The sequence below is a fragment of the Roseateles amylovorans genome (assembly GCF_025398155.2).
Taxonomy (GTDB): domain Bacteria; phylum Pseudomonadota; class Gammaproteobacteria; order Burkholderiales; family Burkholderiaceae_C; genus Roseateles; species Roseateles amylovorans.
Genome location: NZ_CP104562.2, coordinates 5,329,778 through 5,353,418 on the forward strand (window position 1 = coordinate 5,329,778; position 23,641 = coordinate 5,353,418).

The 23,641-nt window shown below is 67.6% G+C and carries 21 protein-coding genes; 5 read left to right on the forward strand and 16 right to left on the reverse strand.

All coding sequences use genetic code 11. The features are described from left to right. Nucleotides 1-38 precede the first annotated feature (38 nt). From N4261_RS22075 to N4261_RS22115, 9 genes are all read right to left on the reverse strand, one after another. Nucleotides 39-749 carry a class I SAM-dependent methyltransferase gene (locus N4261_RS22075; RefSeq protein ID WP_261757400.1) on the reverse strand — a complete coding sequence of 237 codons (711 nt, stop codon included), beginning with the start codon at nucleotides 747-749 and terminating at the stop codon, nucleotides 39-41. A gap of 42 nt (nucleotides 750-791) precedes the next feature. Then, a complete protein-coding gene (locus N4261_RS22080) occupies nucleotides 792-2,009 on the reverse strand; it encodes a glycosyltransferase family 4 protein (protein ID WP_261757401.1) in 1,218 nt (405 codons plus the stop codon). Continuing rightward, nucleotides 2,006-3,202 carry a glycosyltransferase gene (locus N4261_RS22085; protein WP_261757402.1) on the reverse strand — a complete coding sequence of 399 codons (1,197 nt, stop codon included), beginning with the start codon at nucleotides 3,200-3,202 and terminating at the stop codon, nucleotides 2,006-2,008. Before N4261_RS22085 ends, N4261_RS22080 begins: the two co-directional genes overlap by 4 nt. Further along, complete coding sequence (locus N4261_RS22090) at nucleotides 3,199-4,515, reverse strand: lipopolysaccharide biosynthesis protein (RefSeq protein ID WP_261757403.1); 1,317 nt, start codon at nucleotides 4,513-4,515, stop codon at nucleotides 3,199-3,201. The genes N4261_RS22085 and N4261_RS22090 overlap by 4 nt, the downstream gene beginning before the upstream one ends. After that, nucleotides 4,512-5,915 carry a DegT/DnrJ/EryC1/StrS family aminotransferase gene (locus N4261_RS22095; protein WP_261757404.1) on the reverse strand — a complete coding sequence of 468 codons (1,404 nt, stop codon included), beginning with the start codon at nucleotides 5,913-5,915 and terminating at the stop codon, nucleotides 4,512-4,514. Before N4261_RS22095 ends, N4261_RS22090 begins: the two co-directional genes overlap by 4 nt. Beyond that, nucleotides 5,912-6,547, reverse strand: coding sequence for an acyltransferase (locus tag N4261_RS22100; protein WP_261757405.1), 636 nt, complete (start codon nucleotides 6,545-6,547; stop codon nucleotides 5,912-5,914). The genes N4261_RS22095 and N4261_RS22100 overlap by 4 nt, the downstream gene beginning before the upstream one ends. Nucleotides 6,548-6,567: 20 nt before the next feature. Then, nucleotides 6,568-7,704 carry a DegT/DnrJ/EryC1/StrS family aminotransferase gene (locus tag N4261_RS22105; protein ID WP_261760815.1) on the reverse strand — a complete coding sequence of 379 codons (1,137 nt, stop codon included), beginning with the start codon at nucleotides 7,702-7,704 and terminating at the stop codon, nucleotides 6,568-6,570. A gap of 2 nt (nucleotides 7,705-7,706) precedes the next feature. Beyond that, nucleotides 7,707-8,324, reverse strand: a complete 618-nt coding sequence (locus N4261_RS22110; RefSeq protein ID WP_261757406.1) for an acyltransferase — start codon at nucleotides 8,322-8,324, stop codon at nucleotides 7,707-7,709. A 450-nt stretch (nucleotides 8,325-8,774) separates the two neighbouring features. Then, nucleotides 8,775-9,830 carry a Gfo/Idh/MocA family protein gene (locus N4261_RS22115; RefSeq protein WP_261757407.1) on the reverse strand — a complete coding sequence of 352 codons (1,056 nt, stop codon included), beginning with the start codon at nucleotides 9,828-9,830 and terminating at the stop codon, nucleotides 8,775-8,777. Nucleotides 9,831-9,993: 163 nt separating this feature from the next. Between N4261_RS22115 and lysS the strand changes: the two genes are divergently transcribed. Next, entirely contained in the window at nucleotides 9,994-11,535 is a 1,542-nt protein-coding gene (lysS, locus tag N4261_RS22120) for a lysine--tRNA ligase (protein WP_261757408.1), read from the forward strand. Between the two features lie 201 nt (nucleotides 11,536-11,736). Here lysS and N4261_RS22125 read toward each other — a convergent pair whose 3' ends face one another. Next, nucleotides 11,737-12,036 (reverse strand): DUF4148 domain-containing protein, encoded by a 300-nt coding sequence (locus tag N4261_RS22125; RefSeq protein ID WP_261757409.1) that lies wholly within the window; start codon nucleotides 12,034-12,036, stop codon nucleotides 11,737-11,739. 291 nt (nucleotides 12,037-12,327) lie between these two features. On the opposite strand from N4261_RS22125, the gene N4261_RS22130 reads away from it, so the two are divergent. Continuing rightward, nucleotides 12,328-12,576, forward strand: coding sequence for a hypothetical protein (locus N4261_RS22130; protein ID WP_261757410.1), 249 nt, complete (start codon nucleotides 12,328-12,330; stop codon nucleotides 12,574-12,576). Beyond that, on the forward strand, nucleotides 12,576-13,010 hold the full coding sequence (locus N4261_RS22135; RefSeq protein ID WP_261757411.1) for a putative toxin-antitoxin system toxin component, PIN family: 435 nt from the start codon (nucleotides 12,576-12,578) through the stop codon (nucleotides 13,008-13,010). Before N4261_RS22130 ends, N4261_RS22135 begins: the two co-directional genes overlap by 1 nt. Nucleotides 13,011-13,045: 35 nt before the next feature. Here the strand turns inward: N4261_RS22135 and N4261_RS22140 are convergent, their stop codons facing one another. The 6 genes from N4261_RS22140 to N4261_RS22165 all read right to left on the reverse strand — a co-directional run bounded on the left by N4261_RS22140 (nucleotide 13,046) and on the right by N4261_RS22165 (nucleotide 19,372). Next, on the reverse strand, nucleotides 13,046-13,858 hold the full coding sequence (locus tag N4261_RS22140; protein ID WP_261757412.1) for an enoyl-CoA hydratase: 813 nt from the start codon (nucleotides 13,856-13,858) through the stop codon (nucleotides 13,046-13,048). A 158-nt stretch (nucleotides 13,859-14,016) separates the two neighbouring features. After that, the gene (locus N4261_RS22145; protein WP_261757413.1) at nucleotides 14,017-15,210 is read right to left on the reverse strand and encodes a DUF3108 domain-containing protein; all 1,194 of its coding nucleotides are present in this window, start codon (nucleotides 15,208-15,210) and stop codon (nucleotides 14,017-14,019) included. After that, complete coding sequence (locus N4261_RS22150; protein ID WP_261757414.1) at nucleotides 15,195-16,970, reverse strand: M61 family metallopeptidase; 1,776 nt, start codon at nucleotides 16,968-16,970, stop codon at nucleotides 15,195-15,197. The genes N4261_RS22145 and N4261_RS22150 overlap by 16 nt, the downstream gene beginning before the upstream one ends. A 71-nt stretch (nucleotides 16,971-17,041) precedes the next feature. Next, on the reverse strand, nucleotides 17,042-17,482 hold the full coding sequence (locus N4261_RS22155; protein ID WP_261757415.1) for a DUF3429 domain-containing protein: 441 nt from the start codon (nucleotides 17,480-17,482) through the stop codon (nucleotides 17,042-17,044). An 8-nt stretch (nucleotides 17,483-17,490) separates the two neighbouring features. Then, nucleotides 17,491-18,243, reverse strand: coding sequence for a DsbC family protein (locus N4261_RS22160; protein WP_261757416.1), 753 nt, complete (start codon nucleotides 18,241-18,243; stop codon nucleotides 17,491-17,493). Between the two features lie 16 nt (nucleotides 18,244-18,259). Next, nucleotides 18,260-19,372: an FAD-dependent monooxygenase gene (locus tag N4261_RS22165; RefSeq protein WP_261757417.1), complete on the reverse strand. Its 1,113-nt coding sequence runs from the start codon at nucleotides 19,370-19,372 to the stop codon at nucleotides 18,260-18,262. Between the two features lie 124 nt (nucleotides 19,373-19,496). Between N4261_RS22165 and ychF the strand changes: the two genes are divergently transcribed. Beyond that, nucleotides 19,497-20,588, forward strand: a complete 1,092-nt coding sequence (ychF, locus tag N4261_RS22170; RefSeq protein ID WP_261757418.1) for a redox-regulated ATPase YchF — start codon at nucleotides 19,497-19,499, stop codon at nucleotides 20,586-20,588. Nucleotides 20,589-20,743: 155 nt separating this feature from the next. Further along, the gene (locus tag N4261_RS22175; protein WP_261757419.1) at nucleotides 20,744-23,605 is read left to right on the forward strand and encodes an ATP-binding protein; all 2,862 of its coding nucleotides are present in this window, start codon (nucleotides 20,744-20,746) and stop codon (nucleotides 23,603-23,605) included. Nucleotides 23,606-23,641 lie beyond the last annotated feature (36 nt).

Genomic DNA, 23,641 nt, shown 5'->3' on the forward strand with positions numbered 1-23,641 from the left:
GACTCAGGTTGACGCGCCGCTCGGGCGCCGTCGCTCGCTCAGGGTTTGATGATCAGCGCCAGCACATGGCTGCGCAGGAATGGAAAGCTGTTCAGGACGCGATAAGCACCCGGATGCCACCGGCAGACCGCCCGCGCCAACGGCGGCGCCAGCGTGACGCGCCGGACCTGCGCCTGCCCCTGTGGAAACAAGGCCCTCATGCGCCGCAGCGGCACGCCGCGCACATCCGGGTTGCGCGGATTGTCGACGATGAAGTCATACCAGAGCACCGCCCCGCCCGGTTTGAGCCAGCGCCACATCGCCTGTGCCACCTGCTGCTGCAAGCCATCGTCCAGGATGGAGGAAAACACCGTCGACTGCATGACCAGATCCTGACTGCCGGGCGCCACCTCCGCCTGCGAGGCATCGCCGGCCAGCAGGCGCAGCTGTTCCGGCAACGCGGCGCGGGCCGCGGTGAGCCGCTCAGGCAGCAGCTCGATGCCGGTCAGATGCTCGGGCAGCAGCCCCAGCCGCAGCATGTCCATCAGATTGCCGCCCGCACCGCAGCCGACCTCGGTCAGCCGCCATTCGCTGACCGGCCCCATCTGCGCCGCCCGCGGCGCCAGCAGTTGCAGCGTCGCCGCCTGACGCTCATGCAGCATCTGCCAGACCTCCGGCCGCAGCAGGCTGTAGCGCTCCAGGCCACCGAGTCGCTCCTCGCGGCGCGCATAACGCTGGGCAATGGCCTGAAGTTCGCGGTCCTGGGTCATGGCGTCGGGGCTCCGATCAGGAAGGAAGGACGAACGCGGCGATCATCCTGCGACCGCGTCGATGAAACGCTGTGCCAGCACAGGATACGTGTGATGCTGCATGACGAATTCGCGGCCGCGCCGACCCATGGCCGCACGCTCCGCCGGGTCGAGCGCGGCGAGCGCCAAGAGCCCGTCCGCCACCGCTTGCGGATCCTGTGGCGGCACCGTCAGGCCCGCGCCGGCCTCGGCGACCGGATCGTTGCCGGCCTCGACCGAATGCAGCACCGGTCGCTGCGCCATCAGGTAATCCATCAGCTTGTTGGGCGCGATGCCGAAGCGATAGATCGGCGTGCGCTGCCAACCGATGTAGGCGATGTCGAACCCATGGAGCAGCGTCGGGATCTGCGCCTTCGGGATGGCCGGGAACATCGCGACATGGACCAGGCCCTCGTCGCGCACCCGGGCCTCCAGCCGCTCACGCAGATGGCCGCCGCCCACCAGCACAAACGCCAGCGGCTCATTCTTCAAGCGCTTGGCGGCGTCCAGCAGCACATCCAGCGCATTGGGCTCGCCCATCGAGCCGGCATAACCCACGATCGTCCGCCCCGCCGCCCGCTGCGTGGCCAGATGCGCCTGCAGGGCAGGATCCAGCGGCTCGCCCTGCGCTTGCCACTCATCCAGGGTGATGCCATTCGGCACGATGTGCAGCCTCTTCAGGTCCAGGCCGTGGTCAGCCATGTGCTGATGCACCTTCGGCAGCATCGACACCACCACGTCGGCGTGCCGGTAGGCGTCGTTCTCGGCCTTCTGGCAGATCATCGCGAACGGGTGCCGCGGGGACATGCCGGACAGCTCGATCGGCGACAGCGGCCAGAGGTCATGCACCTCATAGACCAGCTTGGCCTTGGACAGCTTCGCAATCCGGCGCGCCACCCAGATGTCCATCGGATAGGTGCTGGAGGCAATCACCACGTCGGGCTCGAACTCGCGCGAGAGGATGTCTGCATCCTTCCAGACCTGGCGGCAGAACGACCAGATGTTCTTCACCCGGCCCACGCCGTTGCCCTGGTAGGTCGGCGTGTCGTAGAAGTGGTAGTTGACGCCCTGGAACTGCGCGAAGCCGGGCTCCGGCTGGGTCGTTCGCACATGGGAAAACGACGCCCCCAGGATCAAGGCCTGATGACCGGCGCGCACCCATTCGCGCGCCAGGTAGAACGGGCGGAATTCCATGCCGTGCTTCGGGGAGCCGGCGTAATGATTGATCAGCAGCAGCTTCATAGAGAGTTCAGACGCGCGACGAAGCGCTTGACCGCGGGCGCGAACATCGCGTGATTCGCGACCCACGCCCGGTTGGCCGCGCCGAGGACATCGGCGCGAGCGGGATCTTCCACCAGTGCCGCCAGCCGTTGGGGCAGCGACGACAGGTCCTGGTCGGCCGACAGGATCAGGCCATGACGAGGCGCGGCATCGGCGCCCTCGCCGCTTTCGCTGCCTGCTCGGGCCGCAGCGACTTCGGGGTCGACCGCTGATGTCCCGTCAACGTTCCCATCCGGATCGCCACCCCTCGACTTGCCGGACGTCCCCAGCAGTTCGTGATTGGCGGGCAGGTCGGACAGAAGGGGCAGGCATTCATGGGCCATGGCCTCGATCACCGAGACCGACACCGAATCGCTGGCCGGCAGACTCATGAACCAGCGCGCATGGGCATATTGGCGGCCCTGGGCGACGGCATCGAGCCGACCGACGAAGTCGATGCGGTCGGCCAGGCCGAGCGATCGGGCCTGGTCTTCCAGCGCCGGGCGCAGCGATCCGTCATTCGCGATCACCAGCCGGGCGGACGGTTGCTGGGCGGCGATGACCGCGAAGGTGTCGATCACCCGCTGGGGCTGGTAGATCGGTTCCAGGCCCCGGTTGCTGAAGAAGAGCCACGGCTGCTTGCGCACGTTCTGCTTGGGCATCGACTCCAGGCCGAAGGGAAAGGTCATGACCTCGCCCGCGCCCAGCTCGCGCATGCGCTCCGCCATGTGCTGCGAATCGGAGGTGGTGATCGCGCAGGACTTCAGCACCTGCGTGGTCAGCCAGCGATAGGCCCAGCCTTGGCCCGGCGTGACCAGGATGTCGCTGCCCCAGGCCGAGCCCGCAATCTTCGCCCGCAGCCGCCAGCCGCGCCTCGCCGCCCAGGCCAGGGTCCCGTGCGACGTCAGATAGTGGGCATGCAGCCAGTCCGCATCCACCCGCGCCAGCCATTGGCCGAGTTTGGGCAGTTGCTTGAGCACGGCCAGGTTGCCGCCGCCGTGCTGGGGATCGGTGTTCAGCGCCAGTCGCTGGTCCTCGGGAATGAGGAAGCTGAACGCCGGCGCGAAGCCGCGTGTGGACGCGGCCCACAGCGAGATGTCCCGTTGCTCGGACAGCGCGCGCGCCCATTTGAGGAGATGGGGACTCTCGCCGTCCCCGATCAATACCAGTCTCATGCAGGCCTCATGGCAGAAGTCGTCGAGACGGATGGTCGTGGCGCGGCACCCCGCACCAGCCATCCCAGATAGACCGCGAAATAAACGGGCAGCAGCACGGAGATCGCCCCCAGGGCCCACGTCAGCGACCCGCCCGAACTCAACACCAGCGCCACCGGCAGTACATACAACGCATTGCCGACCAGGCTGAAGACCAGCGCCCCGCGTTGCCGACCGGTGACCATCGGCGTGACGGTCAGCGGCGCCGCGATGAAATGCGCGGCCACGTAAGGCGCCAACCAGCGGCCGTACTCGCCGGCGCGTGCCCAGTCGCTGCCCAGCAGCCAGCCGAACAATGCCGGGCCGGCCACCATCAGCACCACCATGCAGGGCAGCGCCACGGCCGCCAGCAGCGCCATGCCGCGTCGCAGCCGCGGGCGGAGGTCCACGCCACGCTGCCAGTCTCGCGCCAGCTCGCCCAACAGCGCCTCGGACAGGGCGCCGCCCACCAAGGTGGCGGGCGCCTTCACCAACCGCACCATCAGTGCGTAATAGCCGGCCGTCGCCGCATCCGCCCAAGCCGCGATCAGCGCCAGCACCAAGGTCTCCTGGGCGGCATTGACGAAGGCATGCGGGCTGTTGAGCAGCGGGAACTGCCGATACCGCCACGCCAGACGACGCAGATGCCGCCAGTGCCAGGATTGGCCGGCACTGTCCAGCCGCGTCGCACGCTGCCATCGACTGCCACGCGCGAGCAGCCACAGCGGCGCCAGCAGCGCGGCCAGGCTTTGCGACAGCACCAACGCCGCCACCGTGGCCAGGCCGCCCAAGGCCGACGCCGCCTGGGCCGCCGCCATCACGCCCTGCTGCAGCACCCGCGCCTGGGCAATGACCGCAATCTGGCCTTGCCGGTTGTTCCAGAGGCTGAGCGCCTGCTGCATGCCGGCCAGCGCCACGACCGGCGCCAGCATCAGCAGCCACGGATCGAGCGCATCCAGCGACATCCAGCGCCCACCCAGCGTCGCATGGTGGGCCATGACGAGATGCCACAGCCCCGCACCCGCAGCGGTCAGCAAGCCCATGCCCAGGGCGATCCAGAGCGCCAGTTGCAGCACCAGCGCGGCCTCGCCGTCGCGTCGGGGAATGACGATGGCGAATTCATAGCGCGCATTGGCAATCGTCGCCAGGTTGGCCGACAAGGCCACGAACAGCGCCCAGTGGCCGAGGGCCTCCGCCCCATACCAGCGGGTCAGCAGTGGCGCGACCAGCATCGGGATCGCCTGCGTCAACATCGAGGCGCTGGCGAGCTGCGCGAAGCGGCGACGAACCGTCATGCGCTGCCCTCTCCACCATGCCGGGACCACCGCCCGCCGTGACGCTCGGCGATGGCGCGCAGCGCCGCGCGCTGACGGGCCGACAGCCGCGCATGCAGCCCCATCGGGAGATTGAGCACGGTGCAGGCGGCCCGCTCGCCGTTCGGGCACTGCCCCTGCGCATAGCCGTAGCGATGGCTGCCACGGGGATGCACCACATCGTCGAACCAGGTGCCCCCGACCAGACCGATCGCCTCCAACTCGCGAATCACCGCATCGCGCAGGGCGGCGCTTGGCAACAGCAAGGGATAGCGGAGCAGCACCGGCTGGGACATCACCTTCCCGCGGGATGATGTCGAGGTCGAGGTCGAGGCTGGCGTCGGTGTCGGTGTCGGTGCCGATGGCGATGGAGACGGCATCCCCGTCCGATCCTGGTCGTCCGTCTCATGCCTCGACCCGGTGCCGGTCGCGCCGGTCAGCCGCTGCCATCCGGGCAGATCGACAAACAGGTCGTCATAGTCCGCGGTCTGCTGACGACGCAACTGATACAGCGACTCGAATCGACGCGCCTGCATCAACCCCACTGCGGCGCTGAGCGGATGCAGGCCGGCGCGGTAATCGGGTTGGCTGTCGCCGCTGATTTCGCTGTCGGGCGTCTTGGCCACCAGGCCCAGCATGCGGGACGGTATGCGCAGCAGGCCGGTCAGCAGGTGCAACGCCGCACGGGGCAGGCTCATCGTCAATCGATGCCAGCCCAGCGTGAGCAACTGCCTGCGCACCACCCCACCCGCAGGCCGATGCAGCACAGGCCGATGCGCAGCGAAGCGTTGCCGTTGCGCAGGGTCGGCGATGACCAGCGCGCCGCCGGTGCCCGTGGTCAGCGGCTTGGAGAATTCGAAGCTGAAGAACGCGGCATCGCCCAGCGTGCCGGCAATCCGGCCCGTGCGGTCGATGCCACCCCAGGCATGCGCCGCGTCCTCGACGAACACCACTTGCGGATGACGACGTTTCAGCGCATCCAGGCCCTCGGTGACCTGTCCGAAGTTGTGGGGCACAACCACCAGCCGGGTGGCCGGGCCGATGGCAGCGGACCAGTCGTCCGCGGTCGGATTGAAATCATCCGGACGAATATCGACGTAGCGGACCGCCAAGCCCAGGTGCATGAACACATTGGGGACGACGACGCAGGTGTAGCCCGGCAGCAGGACCTCGCTGCCCGCAGGCAGCTGCAGCGACGCCACGAATGCATGCAGCGCGGCACGGCCGGACCCGAACAGTTGAACGGCGTCGGCCTCCAAGCCCAGGCTGCGGGCAAACGCGGCGCGGAAGTCCTCGCCGGACGCGTCGCCGCGACGACGCCAGTGCAGCCAGGCCGAAGGCAGGTCGCGCCAGCGCAGTGCGCCGGCGACATGACCCTTCATGGGTGAGACGACGGCGCGCTGGCGCCATCGGTCCGGTCGGTGCTGCGGGTGTGTTGGGTCCGGTCGGTCCGGTCGGTCAGGTCGGTCCGCTCGGTCCGATCAATCCGGTGAAGCGGCCGTGCCGGCACACCGCCATAGACCCAGCCCGAGGCCAGATGACCGCGCACCAGCGCATGCGCCGCCACGACCACGTCATCCTCAATCACGCTGCCTGGCAAGACCGTCACCCGGGCGCCGATGAACACGTTGCTGCCGATGCGCACGTCACCGCGCTCGTACTGCTCGCGGAACAGGCCGTGCGCCGTCGGCGCATTGGATTCGCAGAACAGCATCAGGCCGGGCCCGATGGCCACGTCGTTTCCAATCGCCAGTTGCTGCTCGGCAATCAGCAGATAACCGCCGGGCGCAATGTGGCTGCGGGCGCCGATGGTGAAGCGTCCCGAGCCGGTCGCCAGCATCTGCACATGGCGATAGAGGATGGACGCTTCGCCCAACGCGCTGCCGGCGCCGCTACGCACGCGCGCGCCGGGATGAATCTGAGCGCCGCGACCACAGCGCAGCCCCAGCCATCCGGCCAGTCGCGCGCGGACCCGGGCCCGCACCGCATCCAGCCTGTAACCCCACAGCGACATCAAGCGTCGGCTCCGGCGGCTCAGGTCAGCGCGACGCGCAGCGCGGCGACGACCTGATCCTGCTGCGCCTCGCTCAGGTCGGCGCTCATCGGCAGGCTCATTACCCGGCGGGCGGCGGCTTCGGCATTCGGCAGCGGCGTCGCGGCGCGACTGCGGGCCTCATAGGCCGGCTGGCGATGCAGCGGCTTCGGGTAATGCACGGCGGTGGGAATGCCCGCCTGCTTCAGCGACTCGATGACCGCCTCGCGGTGATCGACCTGAACGGTGAACTGGGCCCAGACGCAATCGCGGTCCTCGCGCACGGCCAGGCGCTGCAGCGGCAGATCGCCGATCAGACGCTGATAGCGCTCGCCGATGGCCAGACGCTGCGCCACCTCCCAATCGAAGCGCTCCAGCTTGCCCAGCACGATGGCGCACTGCAGCGTGTCCATGCGCCCGCCCACGCCGACCCGGGTGTGGGTGTAACGCTGACTCTGCCCATGCACCCGAATCTCTCGCGCGGCCTGGGCCAGCGCGGCGTCGTTGGTGAAGAGCGCACCGCCGTCGCCATAACAGCCCAGCGGCTTGCTCGGGAAGAAGCTGGTCGCGCCCCAGGTGCTCAAGCCGCAGGACTTGCCGCGCGGCGCCGAGCCGGACTCGCGGGGCGTGCCGGCGGTGCCGCCATAAGACGCGCCGAAGCTCTGGGCGGCGTCCTCGATCACGGGCAGGCCGCCGTGGCGGGCGGCGATGGCGTTGATCGCGTCCATGTCTGCCACTTGGCCGTAGAGGCTGACCGGCATGATCGCGCGGGTGCGGGGTGTGATCGCGGCTTCGATCTGGGTGGGGTCGATGTTGAGGGTATCGGGTTCGATGTCGACGAACACCGGCACGCCGCCGAGCAGCACGATCACTTCGGCGGTGGCGGCGAAGGTGAAGGGCGTGGTGATCACTTCGTCGCCGGGCTGAAGGTCCAGCGTCATCAGCGCGATCAACAGGGCCTCGGTGCCGCTGGCCACGGTGATGCAATGCTGGGTGCCGACATAGGCGGCCAAGGCCTGTTCGAGCTCCTGAACCTCGGGGCCCATGATGTATTGGCCGTGGTCGAGCACGCGCTGGATACGGGCATCGATGGAGGGCTTGAGGGCGGCGTACTGGGCGCGCAGATCGATGAAGGGCAGGCTCATGCCAGGGGCTCCGGCTCGACCAGGCGCAGCGCCTGGCCATTCAATTCGTAGACATCGCCGCTTTGCGGGCAGACGGCGCGACCCTGGCCGTGGAGGGGCAGGGGCAATTTTTCGCCATGGCGGCTCATCCAGCCGATTTGACGGGCGGGGACGCCGACCATCATTGCGAAGGGCGGGACATCGCCTTTCACCACGGCGCCGGCGCCGATGAAGGCGAAGTGGCCGATGGTGGCGCCGCAGACGATGGTGCAGTTGGCGCCGAGCGTCGCGCCGCGCTGCACCAGCGTGCGGCGATATTCGTTCTTGCGCGGGACTGCGGAGCGGGGGTTGTAGACATTGGTGAAGACCATCGAGGGGCCGCAGAAGACGTCGTCTTCCAGTGTCACGGCGTCGTACACCGACACCTGATTCTGGATCTTCACATTCCGGCCGATTGTCACGTCGTTGCCGACGAACACGCCCTGCCCCAGCGAGCAATCCGATCCGATGCGTGCCCCGCCGCAGACGTGGGTGAAGTGCCAGACCTTGGTGTTCTCACCAATCTGAGCGCCCTCGTCCACCACCGCTGATTCATGCTTCCAAAAGCTCACCGACCGCTCCTTGATCTCATCCATCGCCCACGAATCGACAGTTCCACCATCACCACCACTCATCCGCCTCCGCTCAACAAAGGCCCGCTCAAAGCGCGGCCGCCGTTCCAGCGGAGCACGGAGATCCGGCTCTGCCGGGCTCCTGCTCGCCCCCTGGGGGCCGCCGTCAGGCGGTAGGGGGGAGCCTAAACCCAGCGGAGCACGGAGATCCGGCTCTGCCGGGCTCCTGCTCGCCCCCCTGGGGGCCGCCGTCAGGCGGTAGGGGGGAGCCTAAACCCAGCGGAGCACGGAGATCCGGCTCTGCCGGGCTCCTGCTCGCCCCAGCAACCCCACTACCAGCGCCCCGCCACGAGCATCCCACCAAAGAGGCCCGCTCAAAGAGCGGCCGCCGTTCAAGCAGAGCACGGAGATCCGGCTCTGCCGGGCTCCTGCTCGCCCCCCTGGGGGGGCCGCCGTAAGGCGGTAGGGGGGGGCCTAAAACACCAGCGGCAGCCCGACCCGCTGGCCGTCGCGGGCGCTGCGGTAGCAGGCCACCAGCAGTTCCAGCGAGCGCAGGCCTTCATAGCCGTCCACCTGCGCCTGCGCCTCACCGCGCAAGGTCTGGATCACATTGTCGTAATACGCCGCATGACCGAAGCCATACACGCTGGTGGTCTCGTAGCTCGCGTTCTTCACCAGCTCATCGTCGGGATGGGGCGTATCAAAGGCCCAGTGCTCGATCTTGTTGACCGCCGTGCCGCCAATCTTCACCGTGCCCTTCTCACCCAGGATGGTGATCGAGCCTTCCAGGTTCTGCGGATAGGTCAGCATCGTGACGTTGATGCTGGCCAGGCCGCCATGGCGCAGGCGCAGGCTCATCACGCCGGTGTCTTCGGCTTCGATGTCGCGGTCCAGCGTGGCGGTGTAGGCATGCACGTTGTCCACCGGTCCGACCAGCCAGTCCAGCAGATCGACGTAATGGCTGGCCTGGTTCATGAAGGCGCCGCCGTCCATGTCCCAGCGACCGCGCCAGCGAGCGGCGTCGTAATAGCTTTGCGGGCGGGTCCAGAACACATTGACCGTGCTCATGAAGATCCGCCCGAACCGTCCCTGGTCCAGCGCCTTCTTCACCAGCTGCACCGTGGCATTGAGCCGGTTCTGCTTGACGACGAACAGCTTGACGCCCGCGTCGCGGCAGGCGCGGACCATCGCCTGGCCTTCCTCGAACTTGGTCGCCATCGGCTTCTCGCTGAGCACATGGCGGCCGGCACGCGCGGCGGTGATGGCCTGCTGGGCATGCAGGCCGCTCGGCGTGCCGAGCACGATCAGGTCGGCATCGGAGCCGGCGAGCAAGGCGTCCAGCGAGTCGAAGCCGGCCACGCCGGTCTGGGCCACGGCGGCGGCGAGCGACTCGGGCCGGGTGTCGCAGACGGCCACCAGCTCGGCGCGACCCTGGTGCCGGGTCAGGGCCTCGAAGTGGTTCTTGGAGATTCGGCCGCAGCCGACCAGGGCGATGCGGACCGGGCGGTCCAGGATGGGGAACTGAGGCATGGGTGCGGCATTCGCAAAGGCCCGCGCGCGATGGCGGGCGAAGGGCCGGATTTTACGAGCGCAAATGCCGGTTCCTGCGCCGGGAAATGCCCGCCCGTCCGACAGGCGAGCGGCAGGAGGGGCACAACCCCCTAAAATCGCGCCCAGCTTTAACGAGTCCACGATGAGCCAGCCCCAAGCCCCCCATACCGACGCCGCGCCCGCGGCGCCTGCGCAAGACGAAAACAAGCTGATTGCCGAACGCCGCGAGAAACTCGCCGCGATCCGCGAAAAAGCCAAGGCCAAGGGCGTCGCTGCCTTCCCGAACGACTTCAAACCCCAGCACCGCGCCCTGCCGCTGCAGCAGCAGTACGGCGAGCTGACCAATGAGGAACTGGAACCGCAGGCCGTGGCGGTAACTGTCGCGGGCCGGATGATGCTCAAGCGCATCATGGGCAAGGCCAGTTTCGCCACGCTGCATGACGCCACCGGCGCGATCCAGCTGTTCCTGTCCAAGGACGCGCTGGGCGAAGAGGTCTACAACGACTTCAAGCACTTCGACCTGGGCGACATCCTCGGCGCCGAGGGCACGCTGTTCCGCACCCGCACCGGCGAGCTGTCGGTCAAGGTGACCACGCTGCGCATGCTCACCAAGAGCCTGCGTCCGCTGCCGGACAAGTTCCACGGCATGACGGATCAGGAACAGAAGTACCGTCAGCGCTATGTGGACCTGATCACCGACGACAAGGCCCGCACCCGCTTCGTGGCGCGGTCCAAGGCGGTGTCGTCGATCCGCGGCTACATGGTGGACAACGGCTTCCTGGAAGTCGAAACCCCGATGCTGCACCCGATCCCGGGCGGTGCCAATGCCAAGCCGTTCATCACCCATCACAACGCCCTGGACCAGGAGATGTTCCTGCGCATCGCGCCGGAGCTGTATCTGAAGCGGCTGGTGGTGGGCGGTTTCGAGCGGGTGTTCGAGATCAACCGCAACTTCCGCAACGAGGGGATCAGTGTCCGGCACAACCCCGAGTTCACGATGATGGAGTTCTATGCGGCCTACTGGACCCATCACGAGGTGATGACCTTCACCGAGGAAGTCATCCGCCACGCCGCCCGGGCCGCCACCGGCAGCGCCGTGGTCACCTATGCCGACAAGCCGGTCGATCTGGAGAAGCCCTTCACCCGCCTGTCGGTGCGCGAATCGCTGATCGTTCACGGCGGCCTGACAGCCGCCGAGGCCGACGACGCTGCGGTGCTGCGCGACAAGCTCAAGCAGCACGGCGAGGAAGCGCCCAAGCACTGGGGCCTGTCGGAGCTGCAATTCGGCATGTTCGAAGCGGTGGTGGAGGAAAAACTCTGGGAGCCGACCTTCATCATCGACTACCCGGTCGAGGTCTCGCCGCTGGCGCGTGCCTCGGATGCGAATCCGGCGATCACCGAGCGCTTCGAGCTGTTCATCACCGGCCGGGAGTACGCCAACGGCTTCTCCGAGCTGAACGATGCGGAAGACCAGGCGGCCCGTTTCCAGGCGCAGGTCGCCAACAAAGATGCCGGCGACGAAGAGGCGATGTATTTCGACGCCGACTTCATCCGCGCGCTCGAATACGGCATGCCGCCGACCGGCGGCTGCGGCATCGGCATCGACCGGCTGATGATGCTCATCACCGACAGCCCGTCGATCCGCGACATCATCCTGTTCCCGGCGCTGCGTCGGGTGGAGTGAGCATCGCCGCGCCGGTGCCGGTGCCGGCGCCGGCGCCGGCCCCAGCGGCGGCGACCAGCCGGCTGGCTGCGTCATCAGCGACGTCATCCAACCAGGCAAAAGAAAAGGGAGACCGTGCGGTCTCCCTTTTTTTCGCTGTCGCTGACCCGACCTCCACCTGAGCGGTGTGTGTCGCGGCCACGCGGCCTGCGCGTCGGCAATTTACTTGTTGGCGTTGGCCAGCTCGCTGGCATTGCCCTTCTTGACGGCGACCGTCTCGGGCGTCTTCTTCGCAGCGATCTGCGCCGACGTCGGTGCGGTCAGACCGTTGTTCAGTCCACCGACGCCCGCTTGCTCGGCGCTCAGCGAGGCGACTTCGCCGGAGACGCGGGCTTGCTGCAGCTCGGCAATCACTTGCTCGCGGGTCTTCTCGACCGGCTCGGCAGCGAATGCGGCGCTGGCGGACAGCACAGCGGCGGCAACCAGGGTGATCTTGCTCAGGGTGAGGTTCAGGGTGTTCATGGCGGTTTCCTATGCGGTTCGTTGCACCGGACTCCGCACTCCAAGCGTCGTCCATGGATCGAACTGTAGGGATCACCGCCTAGGGGAAACACCAGGGAACGAGCAAAGGTCCGTTCATGGATCGTCAACAATCGCCGGTGGCGGTGGGCATCACCCTTTAGGGAGGATCAACGATGCCGTGCCGTCAATGTCCGAAATTGTCAGTGAAGACCAATGCCGACGCCAATTCGGACGCAATGCCCTCGCTCATAATTGGGGCGTGTATTGCAGGGTTTAGAAGGAGCAACCGTCATGACGACCTTGGAATTCAAGCTGGATCTTCCTGACCGACTCGCGCGCGAAGCGTTGGCCGCCGGGCTGCTGACGCCGAAAGCCTTGCGTGAGATGCTCAAGGACGCGATGCGACGCCGAGCCGGCCAAGCCCTTCTCACCGGAGCGACGAGAGCGAAACTCGACACAAAACCGCTTTCGATGAAGCAGATTGATACCGAAGTCAAAGCGGTGCGCCAGGAACGCAAGGCTCGAAGCGCTGGCATCTGATGGCTTCATGCGCGCGTTGGGTCGTCGACACCAATGTGCTGGTGTCGGCCTTCATCGGCTCGGGGACGCCCGCGCGCGTGATTGAAGCAGCCGTTGAAGAGGCCGTTCTGCTCTTCACCAGCCGAGTGCTGCTGGACGAGCTTGAGGCCACGCTGGGTAAGAAAAAGCTGGCTCGGTATGTCTCCGCCACCGGAATGACCCCTGCGCAACTGGTGGCGCATTACAGGCGGCTGTGCACGCTGGTCACTGCCCGAAGGTTGGCGCATCCAATGTGTCGCGACGCGGATGACGATGCGGTATTGGCTTGCGCGTTGGCTGCACGAGCAGATCTCATCGTCACAGGCGATGACGACTTGTTGTCGATGAAGCACTTCAACGACATCCCCATCGTCACCGCGGCACAAGCCATCCACGCCCCGTTCGGACCACGCTGAACTGCCAGCTTCGGGCGTCTGGCAGGGCGCACCGATCACTTGTGCTGAAACACCGCCGGCCGCTTCGCCAGAAACGCCGCCATGCCTTCGCGCTGGTCGTCACTGCCGAACAGCGCATGGAAGTAGCGGCGCTCTACCGCCACACCGTCGGTCAACGGCCCTTGGTAGGCCAGGTTGACCAGCTCCTTGATCAGCATCGTCGACGGACCACTGAACCCGTTGATCGTTTCGGCTGCGGCCAGCGCCTCCGTCATCATCTGATCCGCCGGCACCACGCGGGACACCAGCCCGGCGCGCTCCGCCTCGGCCGCATCCATCATGCGGGCCGTGAGCAGCATGTCCATGGCCTTGCTCTTGCTCACCGCGCGCGGCAGGCGCTGGGTGCCGCCCGCGCCGGGAATGACGCCCAGCTTGATCTCCGGCTGACCAAAGCGCGCCGAATCCGCTGCGATGATGAAGTCGCACATCATCGCCAGCTCGCAGCCTCCGCCCAGCGCAAAGCCCGCCACCGCGCCGATCACCGGCTTGCGCACCTGCAGGATGGTTTCCCAGTTCTTCGAGATCAACCCGTTCTTGAAGGCCGACATGAAGGTGTGCGGCGCCATGGTCGGGATGTCCGCACCCGCAGCGAACGCCCGTTCGTTGCCGGTCAGCACGATGCAGCCGATGCCGTCGTCCGCATCAAAGGCCAGCAGCGCACGACCCAGCTCATCCATCAGCGGATCGCTGAGCGCATTGAGTTGCTTGGGGCGATTCAGTCGGATCACACCGGTCTTGCGATCGCCAGTGCCGACGATCTCGACCAGGATGTTCTCGAAAGCGACGTCGACCAGGGAAGCTGCGGACATGAGGAAGTCTCCTGTGCGGCGGCCATGCGGGCCGTCCGGGGTGGAATGGTGTTCGCGTTCAAGCGCGAATCGGTGGCGGCAACTATAGAGCGACGCAGTGGGTCGCTCGTTCAGTCACGGTTCCGGGATGATCGGGATGGAACCGACCAGCACCCGCATCAAGGCGACGCGCCACCGGAAGGCGCCGACACACCGGAAGCCGCACCCGCCGGCAGCGTCGCCGGGGCCATCGCCTGCAGCGGCGGCTGCTTGAGCACGAGGTCCAGGTGGGTCGGGTCGCCGCCCTCGCGGTTCTGCCAGATGCGGATGCGCACCGGCAGGTACTGCAGCGACGGCGCCAGCCAGATCTCGGCCTGCATGTCGCCGCGGGTGTCGTCCATCCGCGAATCAATGTGCCAAGCCGGAATCGGCCCCATCGGCGTCTGGACGTCTTCCTGGGCCACCACCTCATAGCGCCACAGGTGCACATGCTGCGGCAGCGCCAGAGACATCGGCACCTGCCAGCCCGGCTGTGCGGCATGGCGGCCGGTGAGAAACATCCAGGTGAGCTGCACGAACTGGCTGGCCGCATCCTGGGTGCCGTCCGCCACCGGCTCACGACGGCCGTCGACCAGACGCACCCCGCTGTTCTCGAACACCAGCGTGCTGCGGCGCTTGCTGCCGGCCAGGCCGCCGGTCTGCTCGTCGTAGCGACGCGGCACCAGCCCGATCGGGGTGACTTCGCCATCGCTGCTCATCCGGCGCGACATCAACGGCGCAAAGGAAGGACCGATCTCCGCATCCAGGTGCACCTGGTAATGCGACGCCTCGCGCAACCATTGCACCCGCGCCTGACCGTAGACCGCGCCCCGATAGAAGCCGGTGAGCTGATAGCGCAGCTCGGTGGACAGCGGCCATTCCAGCCCCGGCACCCAGTCACCGACCGCATCCGACACCGCCAGCGCCGGCGGCGCAGCCAAGGCCTCCACGACCGGTGGCGGATCGCTTGCGGCGACGTCACGTGGCAGCGGTGCGGGCGCGCCGTCTCCGATGGCGGCCGGCGGAAGCACCGGGTTGAAGCGGCGGGGCGGAGCCTCGGGCGTACCCGGCTTGAGCGTTCCCGGCTTGAGCGTTCCCGGCTTGGGCGTTCCCGGCTTGGGCGTGGGCGCCGCACGCGTGGGCGGCGCGGCGGGCTTGAGTTCCCGCACGAATGCCGCCTTCAGCCGATCGGGCTCCGGCAACTCGGGCAAGAGCGCGTCATGCAGCTGCTGCGCGCCGCGCAGCAGCCACAGGTGCAGAACCAGTACCAGCAGCGTCAGCGCTGCGAGCGCCGTCAGCGGGACGGGGCCGACGCGCTTCAGCTGCCCAGCCATGCGCGACGCAGACCCTGCGCGCGGGCCGGCGCCTTGTCCAACGGGCCCAGCGTGACCGGCTTGGCCGCACTGTCGTGCAACGGCAAGCGCAGCGACAAGCTCAGCATGCGCTGATCGCGAGACACCAGCAGCGACAGCCGCTGCGGCTCGACATGGTCAAGGGTGAGCACCAGGTCATCAAGCTTGCGCACCCGCCATCCATTGCAGGCCACGATTTCGTCGCCCGGGCTCAGGCCGGCCTCCAGACCGGCGCCTTCAAGCAGCACCTGCTTGATGAGCAGGGCGCCGTCGGACTCGGCCACCCGCAGGCCCAGTCGCTGCGCCAGCGTGGGCTTGTCGGTCCCCCAACGCACGCCCATGCGCTCGAGCAAGGGCGGCAGCGGCAGGTCGTCGGTGCCATGGACCCAGGTCGACAGCGTCTGGGCCAAGGGCTCGCCGCCGAGTTCGGTCAGGCGCGCCAGGATGCGTGCTTCGCTGATCGGCCCGCCGCCGCTGTCGCGCCACAGGGCCCGCATCAACTCGTCCAGCGAGCTGGCACGCTCGGCGCTGCGCAGCGAAAGGTCCAGCGCCATGGCGACCATCGACCCCTTGGCGTAGTAGCTCACCACCGCGTTGGGCGTGTTCTCGTCCTGCCGGTAGTACTTGGTCCAGGCCTCGAAGCTGGAGCGTGCCACGCTCTGGTGCTTGCGACCCGGCGCACCGAGCACCTGGGTGAAGGTCTGGGAAATCAGCTTGAGGTAGCGGGCCTCGTCGATCAGGCCGCTGCGCACCAGGAACAGGTCGTCGTAATACGAGGTGAAGCCCTCGAAGAACCACAGCAGCTCGGTGTAGTTCTCCTGTTCGTAGTCGTAATGCTCGAAGACATCCGGCCGCAGCCGCTTGACGTTCCAGGTGTGGAAGTACTCGTGGCTGATGAGGCCCAGCAGCTTGACATAACCATCGCTGGTCTCCGGCTGGCCCAGCCGCGGCAGATCACGCCGTGCCGCAATCAGCGCGGTGCTGGCGCGATGCTCGAGACCGCCGTAGCCGTCGTCCACGCAGTTGAGCAGGAACACATATCGGTCCATGGGCGGCTTGCTCTTGTGGCAATGCCAGAAGGCGATCTGCGCTTCGCAGATGCGCTGGGCATCGCGCAGCAGCCGTTCACCATCGAACACCGGCAAGGCGCCGGACACCACGAACTCATGCGGCACACCGCCGGCAATGAACTCGCCGCGCCAGAAACTGCCGAGCTCGAACGGATGGTCGACCATCTCATCGAAATCGGCCGCTTTGAACAGCCAAGACCCGCCCTCGCCGCTTTCCGAGGCGGCATCGGCCTTCTCGTTCAGACGGTCCATGCCGGTGGCCACCGACCAGGAAGACGGCAGATCCGCCAGCTCGATGCGGTGCTCCAGGGATTCCTTGCCGTGCGCCCGCAGGCACAACGAGCTCGGATTGAAGAAGCCGCGCTGGGCATCCAGGAAGGCCGCCCGGACCGAGGTGTCGAAAGCATGGACCGGGTAGCTGATCACCAGCGCACCGCGACCGCTGCAGTCGAACTCCCAACGGTTCTTGGCGGTCTGGTGAACCGCGACCTCGCGACTGCCTTGCCGGGCCGAGACCTGGCCCAGGTGGCGCGAAAACTCGCGCACCAGGTAGCTGCCGGGAATCCACACCGGCAGGCTGAGCACCTGCCGGGCGGCGGGCGCCGGCACGGTCAGGGTGACCTCGAAGCGATGCGCGTGAAGGTCGGCGATGGCAATGCGGTAATGGATCATGACGGAAGACTAACAAGTCTTGGCCGGTCGGGCCCAGTCCACAGGACGAAGCGGGGCGTTCTTCGTGTCGCTCAGGTGCCTTGGGCGGCAATGAAGCAGCACAGCGACGCCACCGCGCTCAGGCGGAAGCGCAGCGTCAGCCAGGGGCCGGCGCCCAGGCCGGGATAGGTGCGGCGATCCACCAGGTAGCAGGCGATCAGCAGCACGCCGTGCACCACCAGCCCCGCATAGGGCGGCATGATGCAGGCCACCCAGGCCAGCAGCGCAGGCACGATGCCCCAGACAAACGGCGCCGGGGACGGCACGGTCTGGCGAAAGCCCAGTCCCCAGTGAATCGCCCCCAGGAACGAGATCACCACCGCGGCATAACGCGAGAGCCCGTCGGTGACGTAGGGGTGCGCATCCGCGCGCACCAGCCACACCAGGATCGCGCCTAGGATGAACGGAATCAGCCCGGCATAACCCAGCCGCAGCGCGACCGGATTGAGCGGCGCCACGGTGCGCGAGGTCACCGCGTCACTCACGATTTGCCGGCGGCGGCCGGCGCAGCGCCAGCGCCAGCGGAAATCGACTGCAACCGCTGCTCGAGTTGCTCGGCCGACAGCGCACCCGGCGCGCGGGTGCCGTCCTCGAAGACGATGGCCGGCGTGCCGTTGACGCGCAGGCGGCGGCTGAGTTCGATGTTGCGGTCGATGGCGGCCGCGTCGCACTTGGCGTCAGGCCGCGGCAGCGTGGTGCCGCTGAGCATCCAATCGCGCCAGGCAACGGTGTTGTCCTTGGCGCACCAGGCAGCGCGGGACTTGTCCGGCGAGTCGCCGCCCAGGATGGGAAGCACGAAGGTGTAGACGGTGATGTTGTTGACGTCCTGCAGCGAGCGCTCGAAGCGCTTGCAGTAGCCGCAGTTCGGATCGGCGAAGACCGCGATGCGGCGCTTGCCGTCGCCCTTCTTCCAGACGATGGCGTCCTTCAGCGGCAGGGTCGAAAAATCGACCGCGGTGATCTTGGCCACCCGGTCCTGGGTCAGGTTGCGGCGGTTCTTGAGATCGAGGATCTCGCCCTCGATCAGGAACTGGCCGGTGGCGTCGGTGTAGCGGATTTCGGAGCCGATGCGCACCTCCCACAGGCCGGCGACCGGGCTGGGGCGGATCTCGTCGAGCTTGATCTCCTTGGGCAACTGGGCGCCCAGGTTTTTGCGGATCGTGTCCTCGTTGGCCTGCGCGGTGCAGCCGGACAGGGCCAGCGCGGCGGCCAGCAGGGCGAAGGATGTCTTCATGGGATGGGGCATGGGGTCAGCGGCCGAGCGCGCGAGCGGTCAGCCATTTCTTGATGGGACCGGCCTGATTGACCAGGCGCAGTCCCTCGTTGCGCAATCGCGCGATCACCGGCGCCTGGCTGGCAAAGCCACGCAGCAGGCCGTCCGTCAGCTCCCCCATCGCCCAAGTCGGCGCGATGCGGGCCCGCTCATAGCGACGCAGCAGCTTCTCATCGTCCAGGCCGCGCCAGGTTTCGCGCGCGGCGATCACCTCCAGCAAGGATTCGACATCCGCCAGGCCCAGGTTCAGGCCCTGGCCGGCCAGCGGATGCACCAGATGGGCGGCATCCCCCAGCAGCACCCAGCCGGGGCCGCAGAGCCGGTCCGCCCGCACGAGCTGCAGCGGCCAGGCCTGGCGCTCACCAGCAAGCTTGAGACTGCCGGCCGCACCGCCGGTGGCCTCCAACAGCGCGGATTCGAATTCGGCGGGGCCCGCCGCCAACATGGCCTGGGCACGCTCGCGGGGCAGCGACCACACCAGGCCGTAGCTGTGCCCCGGCTCCGGTCGATCGAACGGCAGCAGGGCCAGGATGTCCGGCGAGCGGAACCATTGCAGCGCCTGCCCGTGATGCGGCTGACTGGCCACCAGGCGGGTCGCTACGCCGAGATGGCCGTAATCGTGCCGCTCGTAGCGGACGCCGAGTTCGGCGGCCGTGGCGGAATCGCGGCCTTCGCAGAGGGCCTGCAGCGTGGCGGGCACCGGCGCGGTGACCTGCTGGACATGGGGGGCGAAACGCAGCGCGGCATCGAGCTGGTCTTCGAGCGCGGCGGCGTCGACGATGTGGGCCAGCTCACCGGCGCCCTGCTCCCAGGCGCTGAAATGCAGTGCGGCGCCGGCGCGGTCGCCCATCACTCGCATGTCATGCACGGGGGTGCGGGCGTCTTCGGGCAGCGTTTCCCAGACCCGCAGACGGGTGAGCAGACGCACCGACTGCGCATTCAGCGCATAGGCACGCACGTCACCCGACGGCTTGGGCGCGGCGCCGGGCCGGGCCAGCAGCGCGACCCGATACCCGCGGGCACCCAGCGCCAGCGCCAGGCTGCGACCGACGCAGCCACTGCCGCGGACCAGCACGTCAAACTTTTCCATGGAACGGGATTGTAGGCAGCCCGGTCCCCGCGGTTTCCAGCGCCGCTTAAAATGCCGGCTTCTTTCGCCTGCAGGCGTCGCCGCTGGCCCACAAGCATCTCCCGGATCACCCGAAAGTCCAACCATGAGCCTCAAATGCGGCATCGTGGGTCTGCCCAATGTGGGCAAGTCCACCCTCTTCAACGCCCTGACCAAGGCCGGCATCGCCGCCGAGAACTATCCGTTCTGCACCATCGAGCCCAATGTGGGCATCGTGGAACTGCCCGATCCGCGTCTGGGCAAGCTCTCCGAAGTGGTCAAGCCCGAGCGCATCGTCCCGGCCATCGTCGAGTTCGTGGACATCGCCGGCTTGGTGGCGGGCGCGTCCAAGGGTGAAGGTCTGGGTAACCAGTTCCTCTCGCACATCCGCGAGACCGATGCCATCGTCAACGTGGTGCGCTGCTTCGAGGATCCGAATGTGATCCACGTCAACGGCCGGGTCGACCCGATCGCCGACATCGAAGTCATCCAGACCGAACTCTGCCTGGCCGACCTGGGCACGGTGGAAAAGAGCCTGCACCGCTACAACAAGGTGGCCCGTGCCGGCGACAAGGAAGCCATCGCCCTGGTGAAGGTGCTGGAGAAGTGCCAGGCGGCGCTGGACCAGGCCAAGCCGGTGCGCACCATCGACTTCAGCAAGGAAGAGCTGGTCATCCTCAAGCCGCTGTGCCTGATCACCGCCAAGCCGGCGATGTTCGTGGGCAACGTGGCCGAAGACGGTTTCGAGAACAACCCCTTCCTGGACCGGCTGAAGGAATACGCCGCCGCCCAGAACGGTCCGGTGGTGGCCATCTGCGCCAAGACCGAGGCCGAGCTGTCGGAAATGAGCGATGAAGACCGCGCGATGTTCCTGGCCGAGATGGGCCAGGACGAGCCGGGCCTGAACCGCCTGATCCGCGCCGGCTTCAAGCTGCTGGGTCTGCAGACCTATTTCACTGCGGGTGTGAAGGAAGTCCGTGCCTGGACCATCCACATCGGCGACACCGCCCCGCAGGCGGCCGGCGTGATCCACACCGACTTCGAACGCGGCTTCATCCGCGCCCAGACCATCGCCTTCGACGACTTCATCCAGTTCAAGGGCGAACAAGGGGCCAAGGACGCCGGCAAGATGCGGGCCGAAGGCAAGGAATACGTCGTCAAGGATGGCGACGTGTTGAACTTCCTCTTTAACGTCTGATCGGGGCGGGCAGGTGATGACGCCGATTAGGCGTCTCGCCGCAGCCCAGGCGCTGGCGTAGCGCCGTCCCACCCCTGCGCACCACTAGGGAAAGCCCGGCACCTGCCGGGCTTTTTTTCTTTTCGCCATGCGCACACCCCGGGTAGGCTGGTTGCATGCGCGATGCCCCCTCCTCAGAGGATTCGGTGACGATGCCGCCCGCTGTGGGGCGTGGGTCGTCCTGGGCTCTCCTGCTGGCGGTCAATCTGGTGCTGACCATGGGCTACACCGCGCTGGGCATTGCGTCGCTGCGCCTGATCCTGCCGCAGGACTTTGCCGCACCGGTCTATCCGGCCGCCGGTCTGGCAGTGGCGGCTGCCCTGCGGTGGGGGACCGGTGTCTTGCCGGGCGTGGCCTTCGGGAGCTTCTTCGTCACGATGACGCTCGCCGCCTCGCGCGGGCAGATCCAGTGGATGACTGCCGTCGTGATCGCCTTCGGCGCCGCCTCGCAGGCCGGTCTCGGTGCGGCGCTGGCGCGTCGGTGGGTCGGGCCACAGCCGCGCTTGACCGAGCCTCGTGAACTGCTGCGATTCTTCGGTGCGATCGCCGGCCTGGCTTGCCTGATCAGCCCCACGGTGGCGACCACGACGCTGTGGCTCTCAGCCACCATCACCGACGCCCAGGTGGCCGCCCATTGGTTGTCCTGGTGGATCGGCGATGCGATCGGGGTGCTGCTGGCGGCCCCGATCGCCCTCAGCCTGTTCGGCTTGCCACGTGCCCATTGGGCACCGCGCCGCCTGGCGGTCGCGCTGCCCTTGCTGTGCGCCTGCGCCCTGCTCAGCGCGGCGGCGTTCTACATCGCCCGCAATGAGGACAATCGGCAGCGACACAGCTTCGAGGTAGCGGCCGAACTCGGGCTCGACAGCCTGGGCGAAGCGCTGCGCCGCCCGCTGGTCGCCCTGGACGCCAACCACAGCGTGCTGCGGGTGGCACCGCATCTGAGCCGGGCCGAGTTCGAGCGGGCTCATGCGGAACGCGTCTCCGACAACGAAAGCGTTTATGCGCTCGGCTGGATCGCCCGGGTCACGCCGTCCCAGCGCGATGCCTTCGAGCGCGCTGCCCGACAGGAGGACTACCCCGACTTCATGGTCCGTGAGCGTCAGCGCCCGGGCGACCTTCCCATCGATGCTCAGGACGACCTGATGGTGGTCCGGCTGATCGTGCCCTGGACGCGCAATCGCGGGGCCTTGGGCGTCAATGTGCGTGCGATTCCGCAGTCGCGCACCGCGCAGGATCTGGCGATCGCTTCCGGACTGCCGCAGGCGAGCGAGGCGTTCCCGCTGTCCCAGGACACCGGCACCCACGCCATCGGCGTGGTGGTCTACCGCGCCCTGCGAGGAGAGCCGGCCGCCTCACAGGGCGCAGACCCCCGAGGCGAGTTGCACGGCCTGACCTTCGCCACGCTCCGCCCCGAGCTGCTGCTGCGCGAAGCCATGGCCGCGCAGGCGCATCACACCGCGCCGAGCGCGCCGGCCTCCGCGCCAGCCGCGGGTGCGCATGCCATGTCCTCACCTGCTGCGGCGCTGGAGCACCAGGGCGAGGCGCCCACCGCACCGATGCTGGACTTCTGCCTGCTGGACGACACCCCGGGGGTCGCGCGACCGCTGATCGCCGGGGATCCGCGCTGTGCGGCCTTGCCGGACAGCCTGCCGCATCTGGAGCGGTCACTGGACTTTGCGGGACGGGACTGGCGCCTGGTGGTCTATGCGCCGCAAGGCCTGCCGCCGCCGGACCGCAGCGCCAGCTTGCCCTTCGCGCTGGCCGGACTGTTCGGGACCGGCCTGCTCGGCATGCTGCTGCTGATCGTGACCGGCCGCGCCGCCCGGGTGGCGCAACTGGTCGATGAAGGCACCCGCCGACTGCGCGAAAGCGAGGAGCGGTTTCGCAGCATCGTCGAGCACGCGCCGGTCGGTGTCGTCTTTGCCGACCTCAAGGCGAGGCCCCAGGAGATCAACCCGTATTTCTGCCAACTGCTGGGCTACACCGCGCAGGAACTCAAGGAGAAATCCATCCTCAAGATCACCCATCCGGATGACCGCGCCGAAGACAACCGGCTGGGCACCGCGTTGTTGCGGGGCGACCTGGACCGCTACAGCCGGATCAAGCGCTACATCGGCAAAGAGGGTCAGGTGATCACGGTGAGAAGCACCGTCAGCCTGCTGCGGGACGCCAACGGCGAGCCCCATCGCCTGGTGGGCGTGGTGGAGGACATCGGCGAGCAGCTGAGGCTGGAAGCGCTGGAGCTGGAACATGAGACCGAGCTGGCGGCCAATCGGGCCAAGAGCGAATTCCTCTCGCGGATGAGCCATGAGCTGCGCACGCCCTTGAATGCGATGCTGGGATTCGCGCAGCTGCTGGAAGTGGATCCGGAGGCCTCGCTCACCGCCCGACAGCGCGACTGGCTGGGGCGCATCCAGCAGTCCGGCTGGCATCTGCTGGCGATGATCAACGACACCCTGGACCTGTCGCGGCTGGAGGTCGGCCAGATGCGGGTGCGCATCGACGACCTGGCGCTGGACGGGATCGTCTCGGACAGCCTGGCGATGGTGGAGACCCAGCGTCAACGGCGACACATCCGCCTGGAGGTCGAGCTCGACGAGGACGCCAGCCAGGTCCGGGCCGACGCCACCCGCCTGCGCCAGGTGCTGACCAACCTGCTCAGCAACGCCATCAAGTACAACCGCGAAGGCGGCGAGATCCGGCTGCGGGCCGAGCGGCGCGGCGAGCGCGTGCATCTCAGCGTGGCCGACACCGGTGCCGGCCTGACCGAGACCCAGTTGGCGCAGCTGTTTCAGCCGTTCAACCGGCTGGGGCGTGAGGTGAGCGGCATCGAGGGCACCGGCATCGGTTTGGTCATCACCCAGCGCTTGCTGGAGCTGATGGACAGCCGGCTTGAGGTCACCAGCACGCCGGGCGTCGGATCCACCTTTCGCTTCGATTTGCCCTGCCCCACAGCATCTGCGGGGCTTGAAACGTGAGCATGCGCCCACATCTTCGGCAGCAGCCCTACACTT